This window comes from Nocardia sp. NPDC055321 (assembly GCF_053645575.1).
This window is the reverse complement of the sequence record NZ_JBSHMS010000023.1, coordinates 33,076-46,868: the sequence shown is the minus strand read 5'-3', so window position 1 is coordinate 46,868 and position 13,793 is coordinate 33,076. Positions and strand designations below refer to the sequence as shown.

Below are 13,793 nucleotides of genomic sequence, written 5' to 3'. Positions count from 1 at the left end.
TAGCCGAAATTGCTGGCTCGAGGCTACCGGGGATACGGGAACCGCGTCAGAGAGTCACGCGCCGGTCGGGCGCCAGGTACAGCTGGTCGCCCTCGTGCACGCCGTAGGTGTCGTAGAACTCGGCGAGATTGCGCACCACCTGATTGCACCGGAATTCGGCGGGGGAGTGCGGATCGTTCGCGATCTGATTCTCCAGCGCCTCGGTCGTCATATCGGTGCGCCAGGTCCGCCCCCACGACTCGAACATGGGCCGGAAGTCCGGATCGTCCTTACCGTCGCGCTGTTGAACCAGCCGATAGGCCGCCAGCGAGATCTCGAGCCCGCGCAGATCCGCCAGATTCTCGCCGACGGTCAGCTCGCCGTTCACATGCTGATCCGCGGGCAGGCCCTGCGGCACCAGCGCGTTGTACTGCTCGATGAGCTGCTTCGTCTTGGCCTCGAACGCGGCCTTGTCCTCCGGCGTCCACCAGTCCTTCAGGTTGCCGTCGCCGTCGTACTTGGAGCCCTGATCGTCGAACCCGTGCCCGATCTCGTGTCCGATGACCGCTCCGCCGGCGCCGTAGTTCACCGCGGCCTGCGCGTCGGGGTCGAAGAACGGCGGCTGCAGGAACGCCGCGGGGAACACGATCTCGTTGACGGCCGGGTTGTAGTAGGCGTTCACCGTCTGCGGCGGCATGCCCCACTCGGTCTTGTCGACCTTCGTGCCGAGCCGGTCGAACATGCGGCGTGCGTCGAATTCGTTTGCCGCGATCAGGGATTCGATGAGCTTTCCGCGCGTGACGGTGAGCTTGGAATAGTCCTCCCACTTGTCCGGGTACCCGATCTTGGCGTCGATCTTGTCGAGTTTGACGATGGCGGCCTCGCGGGTCGGCGGCGACATCCAGCCGGAATTACGGAAGTTCTCGCGGTAGGCGGCCTTGAGGTCGTCCACCATCTCCAGCGCCCGCTGCTTGGCCGAGGGCGGAAAGTGCTTGTCCACGTACAGTTTTCCGAGTGCCTCGCCGACCGTGCTGTTGACGGTGGAGATTCCGGACTTCCACAGCTCCGGCCGCTGCCGCAACCCCGCCATCTGTTTGCCGAAGAAGTCGAAGTATGGATCGGAGACGTTCTTGGGCAGGTAGTTGGCGAACTCGCGAACCAGCCCCAGCTTCAGATAGTCCTTCCAGAGCGGCAATTCGGTCTCGGCCCACAGGTCCGCGGCGCCGGTCACGAAGGACGGCTCGCCCACGTTCACCGTGGCGAACAACTCCTTCGGCCGCTGCGTGCTGCCGACAAGCCAGGTGTCCCAATCGAATCGAGGTCCGAGCGCGACCATGTCCGACCAGCTCATCGGGTTGTTCGTGGCGTCGGTGTCGCGGGTGCGCACGTTGTCCCAGTGGAATCCGGCGATGCGCGTCTCGAGGTCCACCACCCGGTCGGCGAGGGCGTCCGGGTCGGCGAATCCCGCGCCGGCCGCCATCGCGCGCATGCAGGTCCGGTACCCCGCGAGCTGTTCGGCGTTCTCGGGCCTGCGGTAGTACTGCTCGCCCAGGCCGAGTCCCGACTGCACGACGTACGGCTGATAGGCGTTGGAGTTCGACGGATTCGCCCCGACCCCCAGCCCGATCAGCCCGACCCCCGGCAGGCCGCCCATGACCTCCGCCAGTTCGGGCTTGCCCGCGGCCTGATCGATCCGGTCGAACAGCCCGCGCAGCGGCGTCATGCCGAGCTTCTCGATCTCGGTCAGATCCATGCGCCCGTCGTACAGGTCCCGGATCCGCTGCTCGTCGCTGCCCGCACGCGGGGTGTGAATGCCCTCCACGATCTCCCGCAGCTGCTCCTCGACCCGGTCGTTGACCTCGTCGAACGTCCCGAACGAAACCTTGTCCGGCGGCAGCTGGTACTCGTCGAGCCATTTGCCGTTGACGAACCGGTACAGATCGTCCTGCGGCCGGACGGCCGGGTTCGACCCCGACATATCCGGCCCGGCCAGCGTCTTCTTCTGGTCGTCGGGCGAACACGCGGGCAGCAGCGCCGTCGCCGGCAGCACCCCCAGCGCGATCAGGAACCTACGGCGATCGAGAGCGAAGGGGCGCTCATCACTCAACGCGAATCTCCTCTACCGGGGAAAACGGCCATTGCTGAGACGTTGCCGAACCGACGCTAGTGGCTGACCCTGAGTGCGAGCTGAATCGTCGATCCCCCGGCTTGTCCCGGAACCCCCTACCCGATTTCACTCCCACCTGCGGCTTGGCTACACTTGACCGGTTGCCTGCGGGACCTGTACCCGCAATCCGGCCGCGAACCCCCAGTGGTCGATCGGGTTTCCGATCGCAGAACCGCAGGTAGGCGCGCGTTCGGTGGGTAACTGACCATGCTCGTCGGGTCGGCAATCCGGCGCGCATTTCGTCCAGGTCTAGGAGGAGCTGAAGTGATTCAGCAGGAGTCGCGACTGCGCGTCGCCGACAACACGGGTGCCAAGGAGATTCTCTGCATCCGCGTTCTCGGTGGTTCGGCGCGTCGCTATGCCGGTATCGGCGACATCATCGTCGCCACCGTGAAGGACGCCATCCCCGGTGGCAACGTCAAGAAGGGCGAGGTCGTCAAGGCCGTCGTCGTGCGCACCGTCAAGGAGCGTCGTCGCCCGGACGGCTCGTACATCAAGTTCGACGAGAACGCCGCGGTGCTGATCAAGCCGGACAACGATCCGCGCGGCACCCGCATCTTCGGCCCGGTCGGCCGTGAGCTGCGTGAGAAGAAGTTCATGAAGATCGTTTCGCTCGCTCCGGAGGTGCTCTGACCATGAAGGTGCACAAGGGCGACACCGTGATCGTCATCTCGGGTAAGGACAAGGGCGCCAAGGGCAAGGTCATCACGGCCTACCCGGCGACCGGCAAGGTCCTGGTCGAGGGCGTCAACCGGATCAAGAAGCACGTCGCGAATTCCGCGAACCAGCGTGGCGCCAGCTCGGGCGGCATCGTCACCCAGGAAGCGCCGATCCAGGCCTCCAACGTGATGGTTGTCGACTCCGACGGCCAGCCGACCCGCGTGGGTTACCGCACGGATGAGAACGGCAAGCGCGTTCGCATCTCCCGTCGCAACGGGAAGGACATCTGAGATGACTTCTACCGATAACAAGGTGCAGCCGCGCCTGAAGGCGCGCTACCGCGCCGAGATCAAGGACGCGCTGCAGAGCGAGTTCAACTACGACAACGTGATGCAGATCCCGGGTGTCGTGAAGGTCGTCGTGAACATGGGTGTCGGCGACGCCGCCCGTGACGCGAAGCTGATCAACGGTGCGGTCGCCGACCTCACCCTGATCACCGGCCAGAAGCCCGAGATCCGCAAGGCCACCAAGTCGATCGCGCAGTTCAAGCTGCGTGAGGGCATGCCGATCGGCGCGAAGGTCACCCTCCGCGGCGACCGCATGTGGGAGTTCCTGGATCGCCTGATCTCCATCGCGCTGCCCCGTATCCGCGACTTCCGCGGCCTGTCGCCGAAGCAGTTCGACGGCAACGGCAACTACACCTTCGGCCTCTCGGAGCAGTCGATGTTCCACGAGATCGACGTGGACAAGATCGACCGTCCGCGTGGTATGGACATCACCGTGGTGACGACCGCGACCAACAACGAAGAAGGTCGCGCCCTGCTCAAGCACCTCGGCTTCCCGTTCAAGGAGAACTGAGAATGGCCAAGAAAGCCCTCGTCAACAAGGCCAACGCCAAGCCGAAGTTCGCGGTGCGCGCCTACACCCGTTGCCAGCGCTGCGGTCGCCCGCACGCTGTCTACCGCAAGTTCGGCCTGTGCCGCATCTGCCTGCGCGAGATGGCCCACCGCGGCGAACTCCCGGGCGTGCACAAGTCGTCCTGGTGACGTAGTCCCTTCGGGGACAGCACATCTGAATCAGCGAAAGCCCTCCCGAGTCCGCTCGGGAGGGCTTTCGCCGTGCTGGTGGAATCACACCGCGATCAGCGTGAGCAATGGCTCCAGCCCTTTGGAATCGTCGGCTTACTCATCGAGTCGCTCTTCGCTGAAGGCGGCGTCGATCTCCGCCCGCTCTTCCACTCCGCTGCCGCTGCGCCCGATGCGCGCCAGCACGGCCTCGAGTTCGGTGACCGTGAGGTCTCGGGTCGGGACGATCGGCCGCAGCTCGCCGACCGGCCGTCCGTTGCGGGTGATAACGAAGTCCTCACCGGCTGCCAGGGCGTCCAGCACGCCGGCACTGCCCGTGCGCAGCTCGGCTTGGGTGATAGTGCGGGTCATCCCACCAGGATGGGTCGGGATGCCGAAGCGCTCGCCGTATTCGAAGAATATTGACCAGGTGAGTCTTGGTCTGCGTTGATCGTCCCGCCGGGACAGATATCACGTATATTCGAAGTAGATATCTCATATATCAAGGAGGTCGGGCCGTGTCCAAACTGCTGATCGACGTCGATGACGAGGCTCTCGCCGAGGCGCAGCGTCTGCTCGGAACCGCGACCAAGAAGGACACCGTGAACGCCGCCCTCATCGAGGTCGCGCGGCGGATCAAACGCGCCAAGGCGCTCGCCGAACTAGCCGAGATGGGGGAGCGGGGTGACTTCGACATCCTGCTGGAGAAGGGCGCCCGCCCATGATCCAGTATTTGATCGATACCTCCGCGTTGGCGCGGCTGCTCACGAACCCGTCGATTCGCAAGGCCTGGCAGGAGCCGATCACCGCGGGCGTGGTGGCCATCTGTGATGTCGCCGAAGTCGAATTCCTCTTCAGCGCAACTTCATTGGCGGATCGACTGCGCAAGAAAGAGCTCTTGACCGAACTGTTCGGATGGGTGGTCGTGCCCGAAGATGCGTGGTCCAGGGCCCATCGAGTCCAGCAGTCCCTCACCGAACAGGGCCACCATCGCAGCGCAGGCGTCGCCGACCTGCTGGTGGCGGTCACCGCCGCCGCGAACAACCTGACCATCCTCCACTACGACCGCGATTTCGACACCGTCGCCGGCGTGACGGGCCAAGCCACGCAATGGATCGCGGCCCCGGGCTCCGTCTCCTGACCTGGGAGCCGAGCCGGAAGGGTGGCCGCAGCGAACGATCGAACTCAGAACGCAAGCTCGGACCAGGGAATGCGGATGGGGAACGGATAGTCGAATTCGATTCCGTCCGTGTCGGATCGGGTCCACTCGCCCGCGAGGATGTAGTTCGCCGGCCGCAACGGGCGAACGCCATCGACCAGCCGGCCCGGTTCGAGTTCGAGTGCGTGGGCTTGGACTCGGGCGATCGCGCTGGTGTCCGGGTCGAGTGAAACCTCCCAGTACCAAGGGATTCCGGCGCTGGCGTAGCGAGCCTTCTTCGCGCCCATCTCTGGTGGAGTGTTGGACGGGAAAGGACCTCGCCCGCCAGGAGCGTGTTCGCGGCCCGTATGTCCTGGTACGGCGACGAAAGGCACTGGAAGATCAGGAAGTCCGGTGTGAGGAAGTTGGACTTTCCGGTTCCGTCCAGGAATACGTTGTTCTTCGAACCCAAGCGCCAGCACTGTTCAGGGTGTTCCGACATCCATTCGCGCGCGCAACGCTCCAGCGCGTTCGTGATGCGACGGGTGAACGTCTGATGCTCGACCGGTTCACGGTGTAGCCCAGATGACCCTGCCATCCCACAGCTCGATTTGTTCGGCGACCTCTTCGGGGAGTTGGCCGAGTTCCTCCCACGTCAGGAACTCTGGAACGTCGGGATGGTTCCCGCCGGAAGCTGCCATTTCAGCAGCGTAGATCGACATGACCGCCTGCTCGCGGAGTCCGACGATGGGGACGGTTTCGTCCGGATTCCGGCTGCCCTGCCGTCCCGTCGAGCCTCTGGCCGGTGGTTGTCACTCCACCGCGGTTGGATACGAGGGATCCCCGCTGCGTCGCTGGTGCCAAGTGGTCAACCTTCCCGGCGTGTGCCGCAAACCTCGCGATTCAGTCATCGGCCTATGCTCTCCTCCGACGAGAGGAGAGACATATGCGTATCGGCATTCTGCTCAACGAGGGCCGTGGCCCCGACGCTCTGGCGCGCCTCACCGACGAGGTCGCCGAAGCCGCCGCGGACGGCTTCGCCTCGGCTTGGTTGCCGCACATCTTCGGCCTGGACGCGCTCACCGCCCTCGCGGTCGCGGGCAGCCGGGTCCCCGGCATCGAGCTGGGCCCCGCGGTCGTCCCCACCTACCCGCGCCACCCGGCCGCGCTCGCCCAGCAGGCCCGCACCACCGCCCTGGCCCTGGGCCCGAACCGCCTGACCCTCGGCATCGGCCTGTCCCACAAGATCGTCATCGAGAACATGTTCGGCCTCGACTACGACCGCCCAGCCCGCCACATGCGCGAGTACCTCGAGGTCCTGACCCCGCTGCTGTCCGGCCAGCCCGTCTCCTTCGAGGGCGAGACCCTCCGCGCGAACGTGGCCCTGTCCACCCCCGCCGAAGGCGAAATCCCGGTCCTACTGGCGGCTCTCGGCCCGCACATGCTCAAACTCGCGGGCCGCGCGACAGCGGGCACCATCCTCTGGATGACGGGCCCCACCACGATCGCCGACCACATCGCTCCCCTGATCAGCGAAGCCGCCGCCACCGCGAACCGCCCCGCCCCCCGAATCGTCTGCAACCTCCCCATCTGCGTAACCGACGACCCGGCCCCCGCCCGCGAGGCTGCGGGCAAGGCGTTCGCCGTCTACAACACCCTCCCTTCCTACCGCGCGATGATGGACCGCGAAGGCGCTTCCGGCCCAGCCGATCTCGCGGTGATCGGCACCGAGGAGGAGGTGGCGACCCAGCTCGCGGCAATCTCCGCGGCCGGCGCAACGGATTTCGTCGCCAGCGTCTACACCCGCGCCGATACCCGGACCCGGAAGTTCCTCTCCGCCTACGCATCCGACACGAAGGCGTAGTCCCGGACCGACCCTCGCCCCTGCCGCCACCGGATCGCGCGGCAGGGGCGATGTGCTGTCCCGGTCCGCTCCGAAGCCACGTCCCGGGGTCCGAGCACTGCCCGAACCCCGGGGGTGCGAAGTATGAACCTGCTGGCCACGGCATATTTCCGAGGCTGTAAGTTGTCAGAGCTTCGACGCATGACCAGAGACGGGGAGGGATCGTGGCACCTGACGCAGACGCGTCCGGCGGGGAGTTCCAGGTAGTCCCCTCCGAAGTAACCGACGCGGGCAGATACCTGCAACTCACCGCCGAAGAGCTGATCACCGGCGTCCGCTCCCTGGACACCGACGTCACCGCCCTGCTGACGACGTGGAAAGGCAGCTCCGCCGATCACTACCGCCACGGCTGGGACGAGGTCCGCGAAGGCGCGACCGAGATTCTCGAGGCCCTCGCCGCGATGGCCGACCTCCTGGGTGTCTCCGCCACCACGTACACGGATGTCGACGAAGCGAACGCGGGCTCCCTCCTGAATCTGCCCTGACCCACGCCACGAGCCGGAAACCCACCGCGCCGAATCGCCAACAACCGCGCGCCCGAACCGCCACACTTCACAACCACCAGGGGAAACAGTGACCAGCTCCCAAGCCTTCCAGGCCGACCTGTCCGAGCTGGAACACATCGCCACCCGCGTCTCCGCCTTCGCCGCGTTCCTCACCGACAGCCTGTCCGGCCTGGAACAACGCATCGGTACGGTCCAGCAGACCTGGACCGGCCCCGCCGCCGTCGCTCAGTCCGCCGCCTTCGAGAAATGGCTGGCCGGAGCCGCTGACGTCGCCACCGGCATAGCGGACATGAAACAGGCTGCAACCGAAGCCCACTCCCGCTACTCCACCGCTGTCGCCACGAATCTGGCGATGCTGGGCCGGGGATGACAGACCCGCCGTGACCACTTTCAACGTCGACCCCGAGGTCTATGCGACGTCGGCGACCACCCTCAATACGGCCGCGTCGGATTTTCACAAGGTCGTCCAGTCACAGCGCGAAGCACTCGCCGGCACCGAGGACATGGGCGGCACGGTCGGCGCCTGCGGCGAATGGGCCGCGTCCTACGACATCGTCGCCTGGGACGCGTACAGCCTGGCGAGTTCCCTGATCCAGGCCATCGACAACTACGCGGGCATCCTGCAGCAGGCGGGATACAACTACGCCCTGGCCGACTACAGGGACGGCACCGGCAGAGATGCACCGGCGGCACCCGCTGCTCTTCCGATGGCCTGGAGCACCTGCCCCGTACCGCCGCCGTCCGCCGGCGGCCCCGGAAGCGGCTTGGCCGATGACGGTTTCGAACTCGCAAGTCAGGCGGGAGTGCCGATTCCGGACGGTGATCCGGACAAACTACAGAAGGCCGCCGATGCCTGGGCTGCACTTGCGGGCCACGACAGCATTGTCGGATTGTCCGCGAGAATCGACGCCGTAGCGAAGAGCTTCGAAGTCGTTACGTCGCCGGACGTATCGTTCATCGATGAGGACCTCCGCGAATTGAGAGACGCGGCGGAGAGCATCTGCACCACGTTCGGTGATATCGCGCAGTCCTGTCGTGATCAGAAGGCCGCGGTCGAGGACATGCGTTCTCGGCTGAAAAGCCTTCTGACAGAACTTGCCCGGGACGTCGCGCAAGAAGTGGCGGTCAGTCTCGTATTCTCCGCAGCCGCCGGCGTTCTGACCGCTGGATTCGGAGCTGCCGCTGTCGCAGCCTATCGAGTGGGCAAGATCGCGCAGAAAGTGCGGGCATACGCGTCGAGGATCAAGCACATCGTCGACACCGTCAAACTCCTGGACAAGGTGAAGGTGAAGAACCCGCCGACCACAATCCGGGGAAAACTGCAGCGCTTGATCGACCTCACCAAGAAGGCACGTCAGCTCGGAATGCCCGAGCGCCCGAAGCATGTTCCCTCCGACTGGGAAGTCCGCCTGGCCAACAATGGTGAAGGTTGGGTGTGGCAGAAGCCGGGTTCTGTCAAGGACGCTAATATGTTCCGCGACGCTCTGCCCACGGACAGGTACCCCAACGGGTATGTGCGCTTCTACAACGAGCAGGGCCAGGCAATCGATCTGGATGGCAAGCCGACTGGCAAAGCGGCCACACACATACCCAAGAATGCCGATGGAACGTATCCGAAACCCCCGGGCTGGTGAGTATGGAGCTGAAGATCATTGGACATCGTGTTTCGGCGGTGAATGTCGGATACACGGTGACCATTGAGCTGGGACCGCATGCGGAGTTCGACGTGAAGATCGAGAGCGACCTGATATTTCGTACCCCGGCTGGTGAATCTCGTCGTATCGCGTCCGATGACTTCTCCTCGATCAGCTCCGAACTCGACGCGCTCGTGGGGTCGACGATCGTGAGCGCCAACGCCGATGAGAGTCAGGGGCTGACCGTCCGAGTGGACACGGGTGCCGAGCTGCACGTCCCTGTCGATCCCGACTTCGAGGCGTGGACCGTGGTGGGGGTCGACGGTTCTCGGGTCATTTCACTGCCGGGCGGCGGTTTTGCGATCTGGGACGCGCGGACCTAAGGCTGTGAGCCACCCCCGGATTCGCGACTACACCGACTACCCCGAACTGGCGGGTCTGTATCTCAAGGACAGTTATGTGCTCGGCATATTCGAACTGCCGAACGAAGTTCGGTTCGACCTCGAAGCCGTACTCACCCGGCAGCATCCCGCATACCACGACCCCCTGCCCGGCGAGCAATACTGCTATGCCAAGGGGAATCTGGTCTTCGCCGAAGTCACCGAGGTGCAGTGGCTGTCCCGATCCGGCCGGCAGTTCACCGATGCGACCGGCGAAGTGGATCTCGGCAATATCGACGCACTCAGCAATGACGACGGAGTCTTCGCGGTGGAGGGTGATTGGGGCCGGGTCCGCATCCGCAGCGATTCCGCTCCCCGCTTCGATCTCTCGTGAATCTCCCGCAGCGCCGCAGCCGTTCCTTGGGACGCACCCATCGCGCGCGCCGACAGGCAGCAACTATTCAGTTGACCATCAGTTGGAATCCCCCTCTCGCTCAGCTGATCTCCCTGATACTGGGGTGATGGCACAGCCGGGTGATAGTCGATCCAACGGGAACTCGGAGCCCACGAGCGCGGGGCAGCGGGCGGGTGGGGGAGCGAAGGCGCTCGGAATCATCGTGGTCGGAGCCGGTATCGCGGGACTCGCTGCCGCGCAGGCGCTTCGCAAGCTCGGCCACGCAGTCACGATCGTCGAGGCCCGGGACCGGATCGGCGGGCGGATCTGGACCGACGCCGAGGGCGTCGACCTGGGCGCGCACTGGATCCATGGCACCGAGGGGAACCCGCTCACCGAGCTGGTGGAGCGGCTCGAGATACCGTTCAGCTACGTCGGCGGGGACAGCTCGTACACGGGTGGATTCGACAGCCTGACCCTGTTCGGCCCGGAGGGCGTCGTCACGACCCCGACGGCGAAGAGCCGCACCCTCGCCCTGGCGGACCAGGTCCTGCACGAACTCGAGCAGCGGGCCGAGATCGCCCGCCGGCGTGGACATCCGGACATGTCCCTGGCCAGCGTCCTCGACGAGATCCTCGCCGCGGGCGAGCATTCCGCGCAGGACGAGCAGGCCATCCGGTACCACCTGAACGTGATTCTGCGCGAAGACGTCGCCGAGGACCCCGACCGCCTGTCCTTCAAGTACTGGGAGGACGGCTACCGCGTCTACGGCTACGGCGACAGCGTCTTACACGGCGGATACCACTCGGTCATCGCCTCCCTCGCCGACGGCGCGACGGTCGAACTCGGCACCCCGGTAAGGCGAATCGCGTTGAGCGACAGCCACGTACGTGTCATCACCGACAGCAAAGTCCATGAAGCCGACAAGGTCCTGATCACCGTCCCGCTCGGCGTCCTGAAGTCCGGAGACGTGCTGTTCGACCCGCCCCTGCCGGACCGCAAACAGCAGGCCCTGGCCCGCCTCGGTTTCGGCACCCTCAACAAGATCGCCCTGCACTACGACGAAAGATTTTGGCCCGCAGAGCAATACGTCTTCGGCTACCTCTGCCGCGAAACCGCGAGCTATCCCACCGTCGTGATCAGCATGTGGAAATCGCACGGCAGGCCGATCCTGGTCCTGCTGCTGGGCGCGTCCCTGGGCAGGGACATGGAATCCTGGCCCGACGCACAGGTACACGACTACGCGACCACGGTCGTGAACGACATCTTCGGCGCGAATACCCCAGCACCGAAACACATTTCACGCACCGCCTGGAACTCGGACCCCTACGCCCGCGGCGCCTACGCCTGCATCGGCGTCGACGCCTCCCCACGCGATCTCGACACCCTCGCCGAACCCGTCGCCGACCGCCTCTACTTCGCCGGCGAAGCCACCAACAGCTACCACTGGGGCTGCGTGCACAGCGCCTACGAGTCCGGTCTGCGCGAAGCCGCCCGCATCACCGGCGACTCCTCGCTCTACAGCCCGCCCGCCACCGAAACCGCCCGCCGCCAGCGCCGCGACATCGAACGCATGAAACGCTTCGCCCGCATGCGGATCGGCCATCTGAGCCACGCCCGGATCCGCGAGCGCATGGCCTGCCTCGCCGACGGCGTCGATCCCTTCGGCGTCCGCCTCTTCGCGCCCCTGGTCGACACCGACCTGGAAACCCTCGCCTCGATGTTCGACGAAATCGCCTACGACCCTGGCGATTCCATCTGCCGCGAGGACGACGCCGCCCACGGCGTCTACGTCATCGCCGAGGGTGAGGTGGAAGTCGACTTCGGCGGGGTCTACGAACGCGCGATCATGTCCCGCGGCGCGGTCCTGGGCGGCCACGACCTATTCATCGACGCCAGAACCGCGACGGTCACCGCGACGACCCGCGTCCGCCTCTACTACCTCGACCACTACCGCTACAAAACGTTCCTCTACGCCTTCCCCGATGTCATGATGATGATGCTCACCGACTTCGTCACCCGCTGGGAACAGCTCGAGGACGTGCTGGGCGCGGCAACCCTGGCCGGCGCGCGCCGGATCATCCAGAGCCGCCGGGCCCCCACCCCCGAGTCCTGACCGCGCGGGCGAAGCGGCGGGCCCGAACGCCGGGGGTTCCGATGATTCGACGCGCGGTCATGGCCGTACTACCGCTGCTGTTCGTAACCGGTTGCGGGGGAGGAGAACCCGAGCCGAGCTTCTGGCTCACCGCCCCCGGCAACGACGATCAGCGCCTGGAGGCGATGCGCCGCACGCGCGCGATAGACCCCTGCGCCCTGCTGCCACGCGCGCAGCTGGAGAAACTCGGCACCCTGCTCTCGGTCTCGACCAAGGGCCCGGAATCCTGTGCGGCCGTGCTGGATTCCACCGACCGAAACACCGGTACGGCCCTGACCTGGTCGGCGTTCGTCGGCACGACCACCTCCGACGGCCGCATCACCCGGACCACCGTCGCGGACGTCCCGGTGGAACTCCTGGACGCCGACCTCCCCGCGAATTTCGAGTACAGCCGCGACTGCATCGCGAAGGCGCAGTTCCCCGCCGGCGTGACCCTGCGGCTCCAGGTGCGGACCCCGTCCGCCGGAAATCCCTGCGACCTGGCCACCCGGCAACTGGCCCCCGCCATCGCCGAATGGCAGCGCGAACCGGCCCAGGGCACCTCGCCCGACACCGTCCGCACGGTCCTCACCGGCGTCGACCCCTGCGATGTCCTGTCCGCACTCGGCGTCGACCCCGCGACCGCGGACCGCAGCCTGCGCAGCTGCGAGTTCACCTACCGGGACACCCCGATCGCCCTGCACTACGACTACATGGAACGCGGCCTGGTCACCGGCACCGAGCCCGTCGATCTGAACAGCAGGCATGCCGTCTATCGCGAAGCCCCCGACACGCCCGAGCTCTACACCATCTATTCCGCCGTCGTCGGTCCCGAGATCAACCCCTCGACCGCCGACCCGCTGGTCGGTCCCCTCGTCCCCTCGATCCTCATCTCCGGCCCGGACGACGAAGTGGTGCGCGAGGTTCTGCGCCGAACCCTCACCCTGTTCCCCTGAATCGCCGCCGACCCCGATGACGGCCGTCATCGGCCCCGACACCTACCCGTCGACCGCTGATCTGCTCTTCGGCCCCCGCGTACCCACGGTGAGCGTGACCGGCAAGCACGACGAGGTTCTCACCGAAGTCCTGCGTCGCACGCTGACCCTGCTCCCCTGACGCGCGGACGAGCGGCGCTGCGACACACCCGGCCCCAGCCCACTCTTTCGGTCCGTGCCAGCCCCACGAAGTACGGCTATGTGGAGCATGTGATTTTCACTACTGTTCTCGGCGTCGGCCGCTCGGCCGCACGCGCGAACAGGGGAGTGTCATGATCAACCGGGCAGCGAAAACCTTTGCGGCGGTGGGCCTGGCGGCCTTCCTGGCCCCGGCCCTGCTCGCCCCGCCTGCCTCGGCGAAGGTCTTCTCGATCAGCGCCAGCGGCGGCCGCGAGTACGCGGCCTGCACCGTCGAAGCAGGTGGCTGTGGCATTTCAGTCATTCTCTCGGGCGCTGACCGCGCCGAGCCGGTCACCGTCAAGATCAATGACACCGTCCTGGCGGTATGCACCCCCTTTCTCGACGAGGACTACGGATACTGCAATCTGGGCTGGAACCCGCCCGCCAACGGCAAATACACCATCTCCGCGTCCCAGGGCGGACAGACGAAAACGGCGGTGCTGAACGTCCCGGGTAATGTCGGAACCGGTGTGATGCCCGGATCGGCGGACCCCGTGTCCTGGCTGGGTGGCGTCCTGACCGGCTCGGTGGGCTAGACCTCGGCCGGTGCCGCCGCTTTCAGCTTCCCCACCCCGATTTGGCGTGCTCAGAGCGCTTGTCTACACTGAACCGGTTGCCTGGGCACACCTATGTCCGCACGCGTCGTCGTAGCGGCGTTG

At 65.9% G+C, this 13,793-nt stretch carries 20 protein-coding genes; 16 read left to right on the top strand and 4 right to left on the bottom strand.

Annotated features, from left to right (window positions below; all coding sequences use genetic code 11):
* Positions 1-46 precede the first annotated feature (46 nt).
* Positions 47-2,086, bottom strand: coding sequence for a M13 family metallopeptidase (locus ACWIGI_RS31190; protein WP_454206367.1), 2,040 nt, complete (start codon positions 2,084-2,086; stop codon positions 47-49).
* 324 nt (positions 2,087-2,410) lie between these two features.
* Between ACWIGI_RS31190 and rplN the strand changes: the two genes are divergently transcribed.
* From rplN to ACWIGI_RS31170, 4 genes are read left to right on the top strand one after another with little or no spacing between them, the layout of a single operon-like run.
* Complete coding sequence (gene rplN, locus ACWIGI_RS31185; protein ID WP_354986627.1) at positions 2,411-2,779, top strand: 50S ribosomal protein L14; 369 nt, start codon at positions 2,411-2,413, stop codon at positions 2,777-2,779.
* 2 nt (positions 2,780-2,781) lie between these two features.
* Positions 2,782-3,096, top strand: a complete 315-nt coding sequence (rplX, locus tag ACWIGI_RS31180) for a 50S ribosomal protein L24 (RefSeq protein ID WP_454206365.1) — start codon at positions 2,782-2,784, stop codon at positions 3,094-3,096.
* Between the two features lies 1 nt (position 3,097).
* Positions 3,098-3,664, top strand: coding sequence for a 50S ribosomal protein L5 (gene rplE / locus ACWIGI_RS31175; protein WP_067543789.1), 567 nt, complete (start codon positions 3,098-3,100; stop codon positions 3,662-3,664).
* 2 nt (positions 3,665-3,666) lie between these two features.
* Positions 3,667-3,852 carry a type Z 30S ribosomal protein S14 gene (locus ACWIGI_RS31170; RefSeq protein WP_067695781.1) on the top strand — a complete coding sequence of 62 codons (186 nt, stop codon included), beginning with the start codon at positions 3,667-3,669 and terminating at the stop codon, positions 3,850-3,852.
* Between the two features lie 135 nt (positions 3,853-3,987).
* Here ACWIGI_RS31170 and ACWIGI_RS31165 read toward each other — a convergent pair whose 3' ends face one another.
* Positions 3,988-4,242 carry a type II toxin-antitoxin system Phd/YefM family antitoxin gene (locus ACWIGI_RS31165; protein ID WP_454206363.1) on the bottom strand — a complete coding sequence of 85 codons (255 nt, stop codon included), beginning with the start codon at positions 4,240-4,242 and terminating at the stop codon, positions 3,988-3,990.
* Positions 4,243-4,388: 146 nt separating this feature from the next.
* Between ACWIGI_RS31165 and ACWIGI_RS31160 the strand changes: the two genes are divergently transcribed.
* Positions 4,389-4,595 carry a type II toxin-antitoxin system VapB family antitoxin gene (locus ACWIGI_RS31160; RefSeq protein ID WP_454206361.1) on the top strand — a complete coding sequence of 69 codons (207 nt, stop codon included), beginning with the start codon at positions 4,389-4,391 and terminating at the stop codon, positions 4,593-4,595.
* An 8-nt stretch (positions 4,596-4,603) separates the two neighbouring features.
* Positions 4,604-5,011 carry a PIN domain-containing protein gene (locus ACWIGI_RS31155; RefSeq protein ID WP_454206359.1) on the top strand — a complete coding sequence of 136 codons (408 nt, stop codon included), beginning with the start codon at positions 4,604-4,606 and terminating at the stop codon, positions 5,009-5,011.
* 44 nt (positions 5,012-5,055) lie between these two features.
* Here the strand turns inward: ACWIGI_RS31155 and ACWIGI_RS31150 are convergent, their stop codons facing one another.
* Together ACWIGI_RS31150 and ACWIGI_RS31145 are read right to left on the bottom strand one after the other, a co-directional pair.
* Positions 5,056-5,316, bottom strand: a complete 261-nt coding sequence (locus ACWIGI_RS31150) for a hypothetical protein (RefSeq protein WP_454206357.1) — start codon at positions 5,314-5,316, stop codon at positions 5,056-5,058.
* A gap of 261 nt (positions 5,317-5,577) precedes the next feature.
* Entirely contained in the window at positions 5,578-5,730 is a 153-nt protein-coding gene (locus ACWIGI_RS31145; protein WP_454206355.1) for a hypothetical protein, read from the bottom strand.
* Between the two features lie 224 nt (positions 5,731-5,954).
* Between ACWIGI_RS31145 and ACWIGI_RS31140 the strand changes: the two genes are divergently transcribed.
* The 10 genes from ACWIGI_RS31140 to ACWIGI_RS31095 all read left to right on the top strand — a co-directional run bounded on the left by ACWIGI_RS31140 (position 5,955) and on the right by ACWIGI_RS31095 (position 13,670).
* Positions 5,955-6,872, top strand: a complete 918-nt coding sequence (locus ACWIGI_RS31140) for an LLM class F420-dependent oxidoreductase (protein WP_454206353.1) — start codon at positions 5,955-5,957, stop codon at positions 6,870-6,872.
* A gap of 203 nt (positions 6,873-7,075) precedes the next feature.
* Positions 7,076-7,396, top strand: a complete 321-nt coding sequence (locus ACWIGI_RS31135) for a WXG100 family type VII secretion target (RefSeq protein WP_454206352.1) — start codon at positions 7,076-7,078, stop codon at positions 7,394-7,396.
* A gap of 88 nt (positions 7,397-7,484) precedes the next feature.
* Positions 7,485-7,787, top strand: coding sequence for a WXG100 family type VII secretion target (locus tag ACWIGI_RS31130; protein ID WP_454206350.1), 303 nt, complete (start codon positions 7,485-7,487; stop codon positions 7,785-7,787).
* Between the two features lie 10 nt (positions 7,788-7,797).
* A complete protein-coding gene (locus ACWIGI_RS31125) occupies positions 7,798-9,051 on the top strand; it encodes a hypothetical protein (RefSeq protein WP_454206349.1) in 1,254 nt (417 codons plus the stop codon).
* Between the two features lie 2 nt (positions 9,052-9,053).
* Entirely contained in the window at positions 9,054-9,434 is a 381-nt protein-coding gene (locus ACWIGI_RS31120; RefSeq protein WP_454206347.1) for a DUF6188 family protein, read from the top strand.
* Between the two features lie 4 nt (positions 9,435-9,438).
* On the top strand, positions 9,439-9,825 hold the full coding sequence (locus tag ACWIGI_RS31115; RefSeq protein WP_454206345.1) for a hypothetical protein: 387 nt from the start codon (positions 9,439-9,441) through the stop codon (positions 9,823-9,825).
* 127 nt (positions 9,826-9,952) lie between these two features.
* Positions 9,953-11,941 (top strand): FAD-dependent oxidoreductase, encoded by a 1,989-nt coding sequence (locus ACWIGI_RS31110; RefSeq protein WP_454206344.1) that lies wholly within the window; start codon positions 9,953-9,955, stop codon positions 11,939-11,941.
* A gap of 41 nt (positions 11,942-11,982) precedes the next feature.
* Positions 11,983-12,915, top strand: a complete 933-nt coding sequence (locus ACWIGI_RS31105) for a hypothetical protein (protein WP_454206343.1) — start codon at positions 11,983-11,985, stop codon at positions 12,913-12,915.
* Between the two features lie 16 nt (positions 12,916-12,931).
* Positions 12,932-13,075: a hypothetical protein gene (locus tag ACWIGI_RS31100; RefSeq protein ID WP_454206341.1), complete on the top strand. Its 144-nt coding sequence runs from the start codon at positions 12,932-12,934 to the stop codon at positions 13,073-13,075.
* Between the two features lie 151 nt (positions 13,076-13,226).
* Positions 13,227-13,670 (top strand): hypothetical protein, encoded by a 444-nt coding sequence (locus ACWIGI_RS31095; RefSeq protein WP_454206340.1) that lies wholly within the window; start codon positions 13,227-13,229, stop codon positions 13,668-13,670.
* Positions 13,671-13,793: the final 123 nt, after the last annotated feature.

Coding starts and splice junctions, on each gene's coding strand:
- rplX (WP_454206365.1), top strand. CDS start 2,782: ATGAAGGTGCACAAGGGCGACACCGTGATCGTCATCTCGGGTAAGGAC.
- rplE (WP_067543789.1), top strand. CDS start 3,098: ATGACTTCTACCGATAACAAGGTGCAGCCGCGCCTGAAGGCGCGCTAC.
- ACWIGI_RS31170 (WP_067695781.1), top strand. CDS start 3,667: ATGGCCAAGAAAGCCCTCGTCAACAAGGCCAACGCCAAGCCGAAGTTC.
- ACWIGI_RS31165 (WP_454206363.1), bottom strand. CDS start 4,242: ATGACCCGCACTATCACCCAAGCCGAGCTGCGCACGGGCAGTGCCGGC.
- ACWIGI_RS31150 (WP_454206357.1), bottom strand. CDS start 5,316: ATGGGCGCGAAGAAGGCTCGCTACGCCAGCGCCGGAATCCCTTGGTAC.
- ACWIGI_RS31145 (WP_454206355.1), bottom strand. CDS start 5,730: ATGTCGATCTACGCTGCTGAAATGGCAGCTTCCGGCGGGAACCATCCC.
- ACWIGI_RS31140 (WP_454206353.1), top strand. CDS start 5,955: ATGCGTATCGGCATTCTGCTCAACGAGGGCCGTGGCCCCGACGCTCTG.
- ACWIGI_RS31120 (WP_454206347.1), top strand. CDS start 9,054: ATGGAGCTGAAGATCATTGGACATCGTGTTTCGGCGGTGAATGTCGGA.
- ACWIGI_RS31110 (WP_454206344.1), top strand. CDS start 9,953: ATGGCACAGCCGGGTGATAGTCGATCCAACGGGAACTCGGAGCCCACG.
- ACWIGI_RS31105 (WP_454206343.1), top strand. CDS start 11,983: ATGATTCGACGCGCGGTCATGGCCGTACTACCGCTGCTGTTCGTAACC.
- ACWIGI_RS31100 (WP_454206341.1), top strand. CDS start 12,932: ATGACGGCCGTCATCGGCCCCGACACCTACCCGTCGACCGCTGATCTG.
- ACWIGI_RS31095 (WP_454206340.1), top strand. CDS start 13,227: ATGATCAACCGGGCAGCGAAAACCTTTGCGGCGGTGGGCCTGGCGGCC.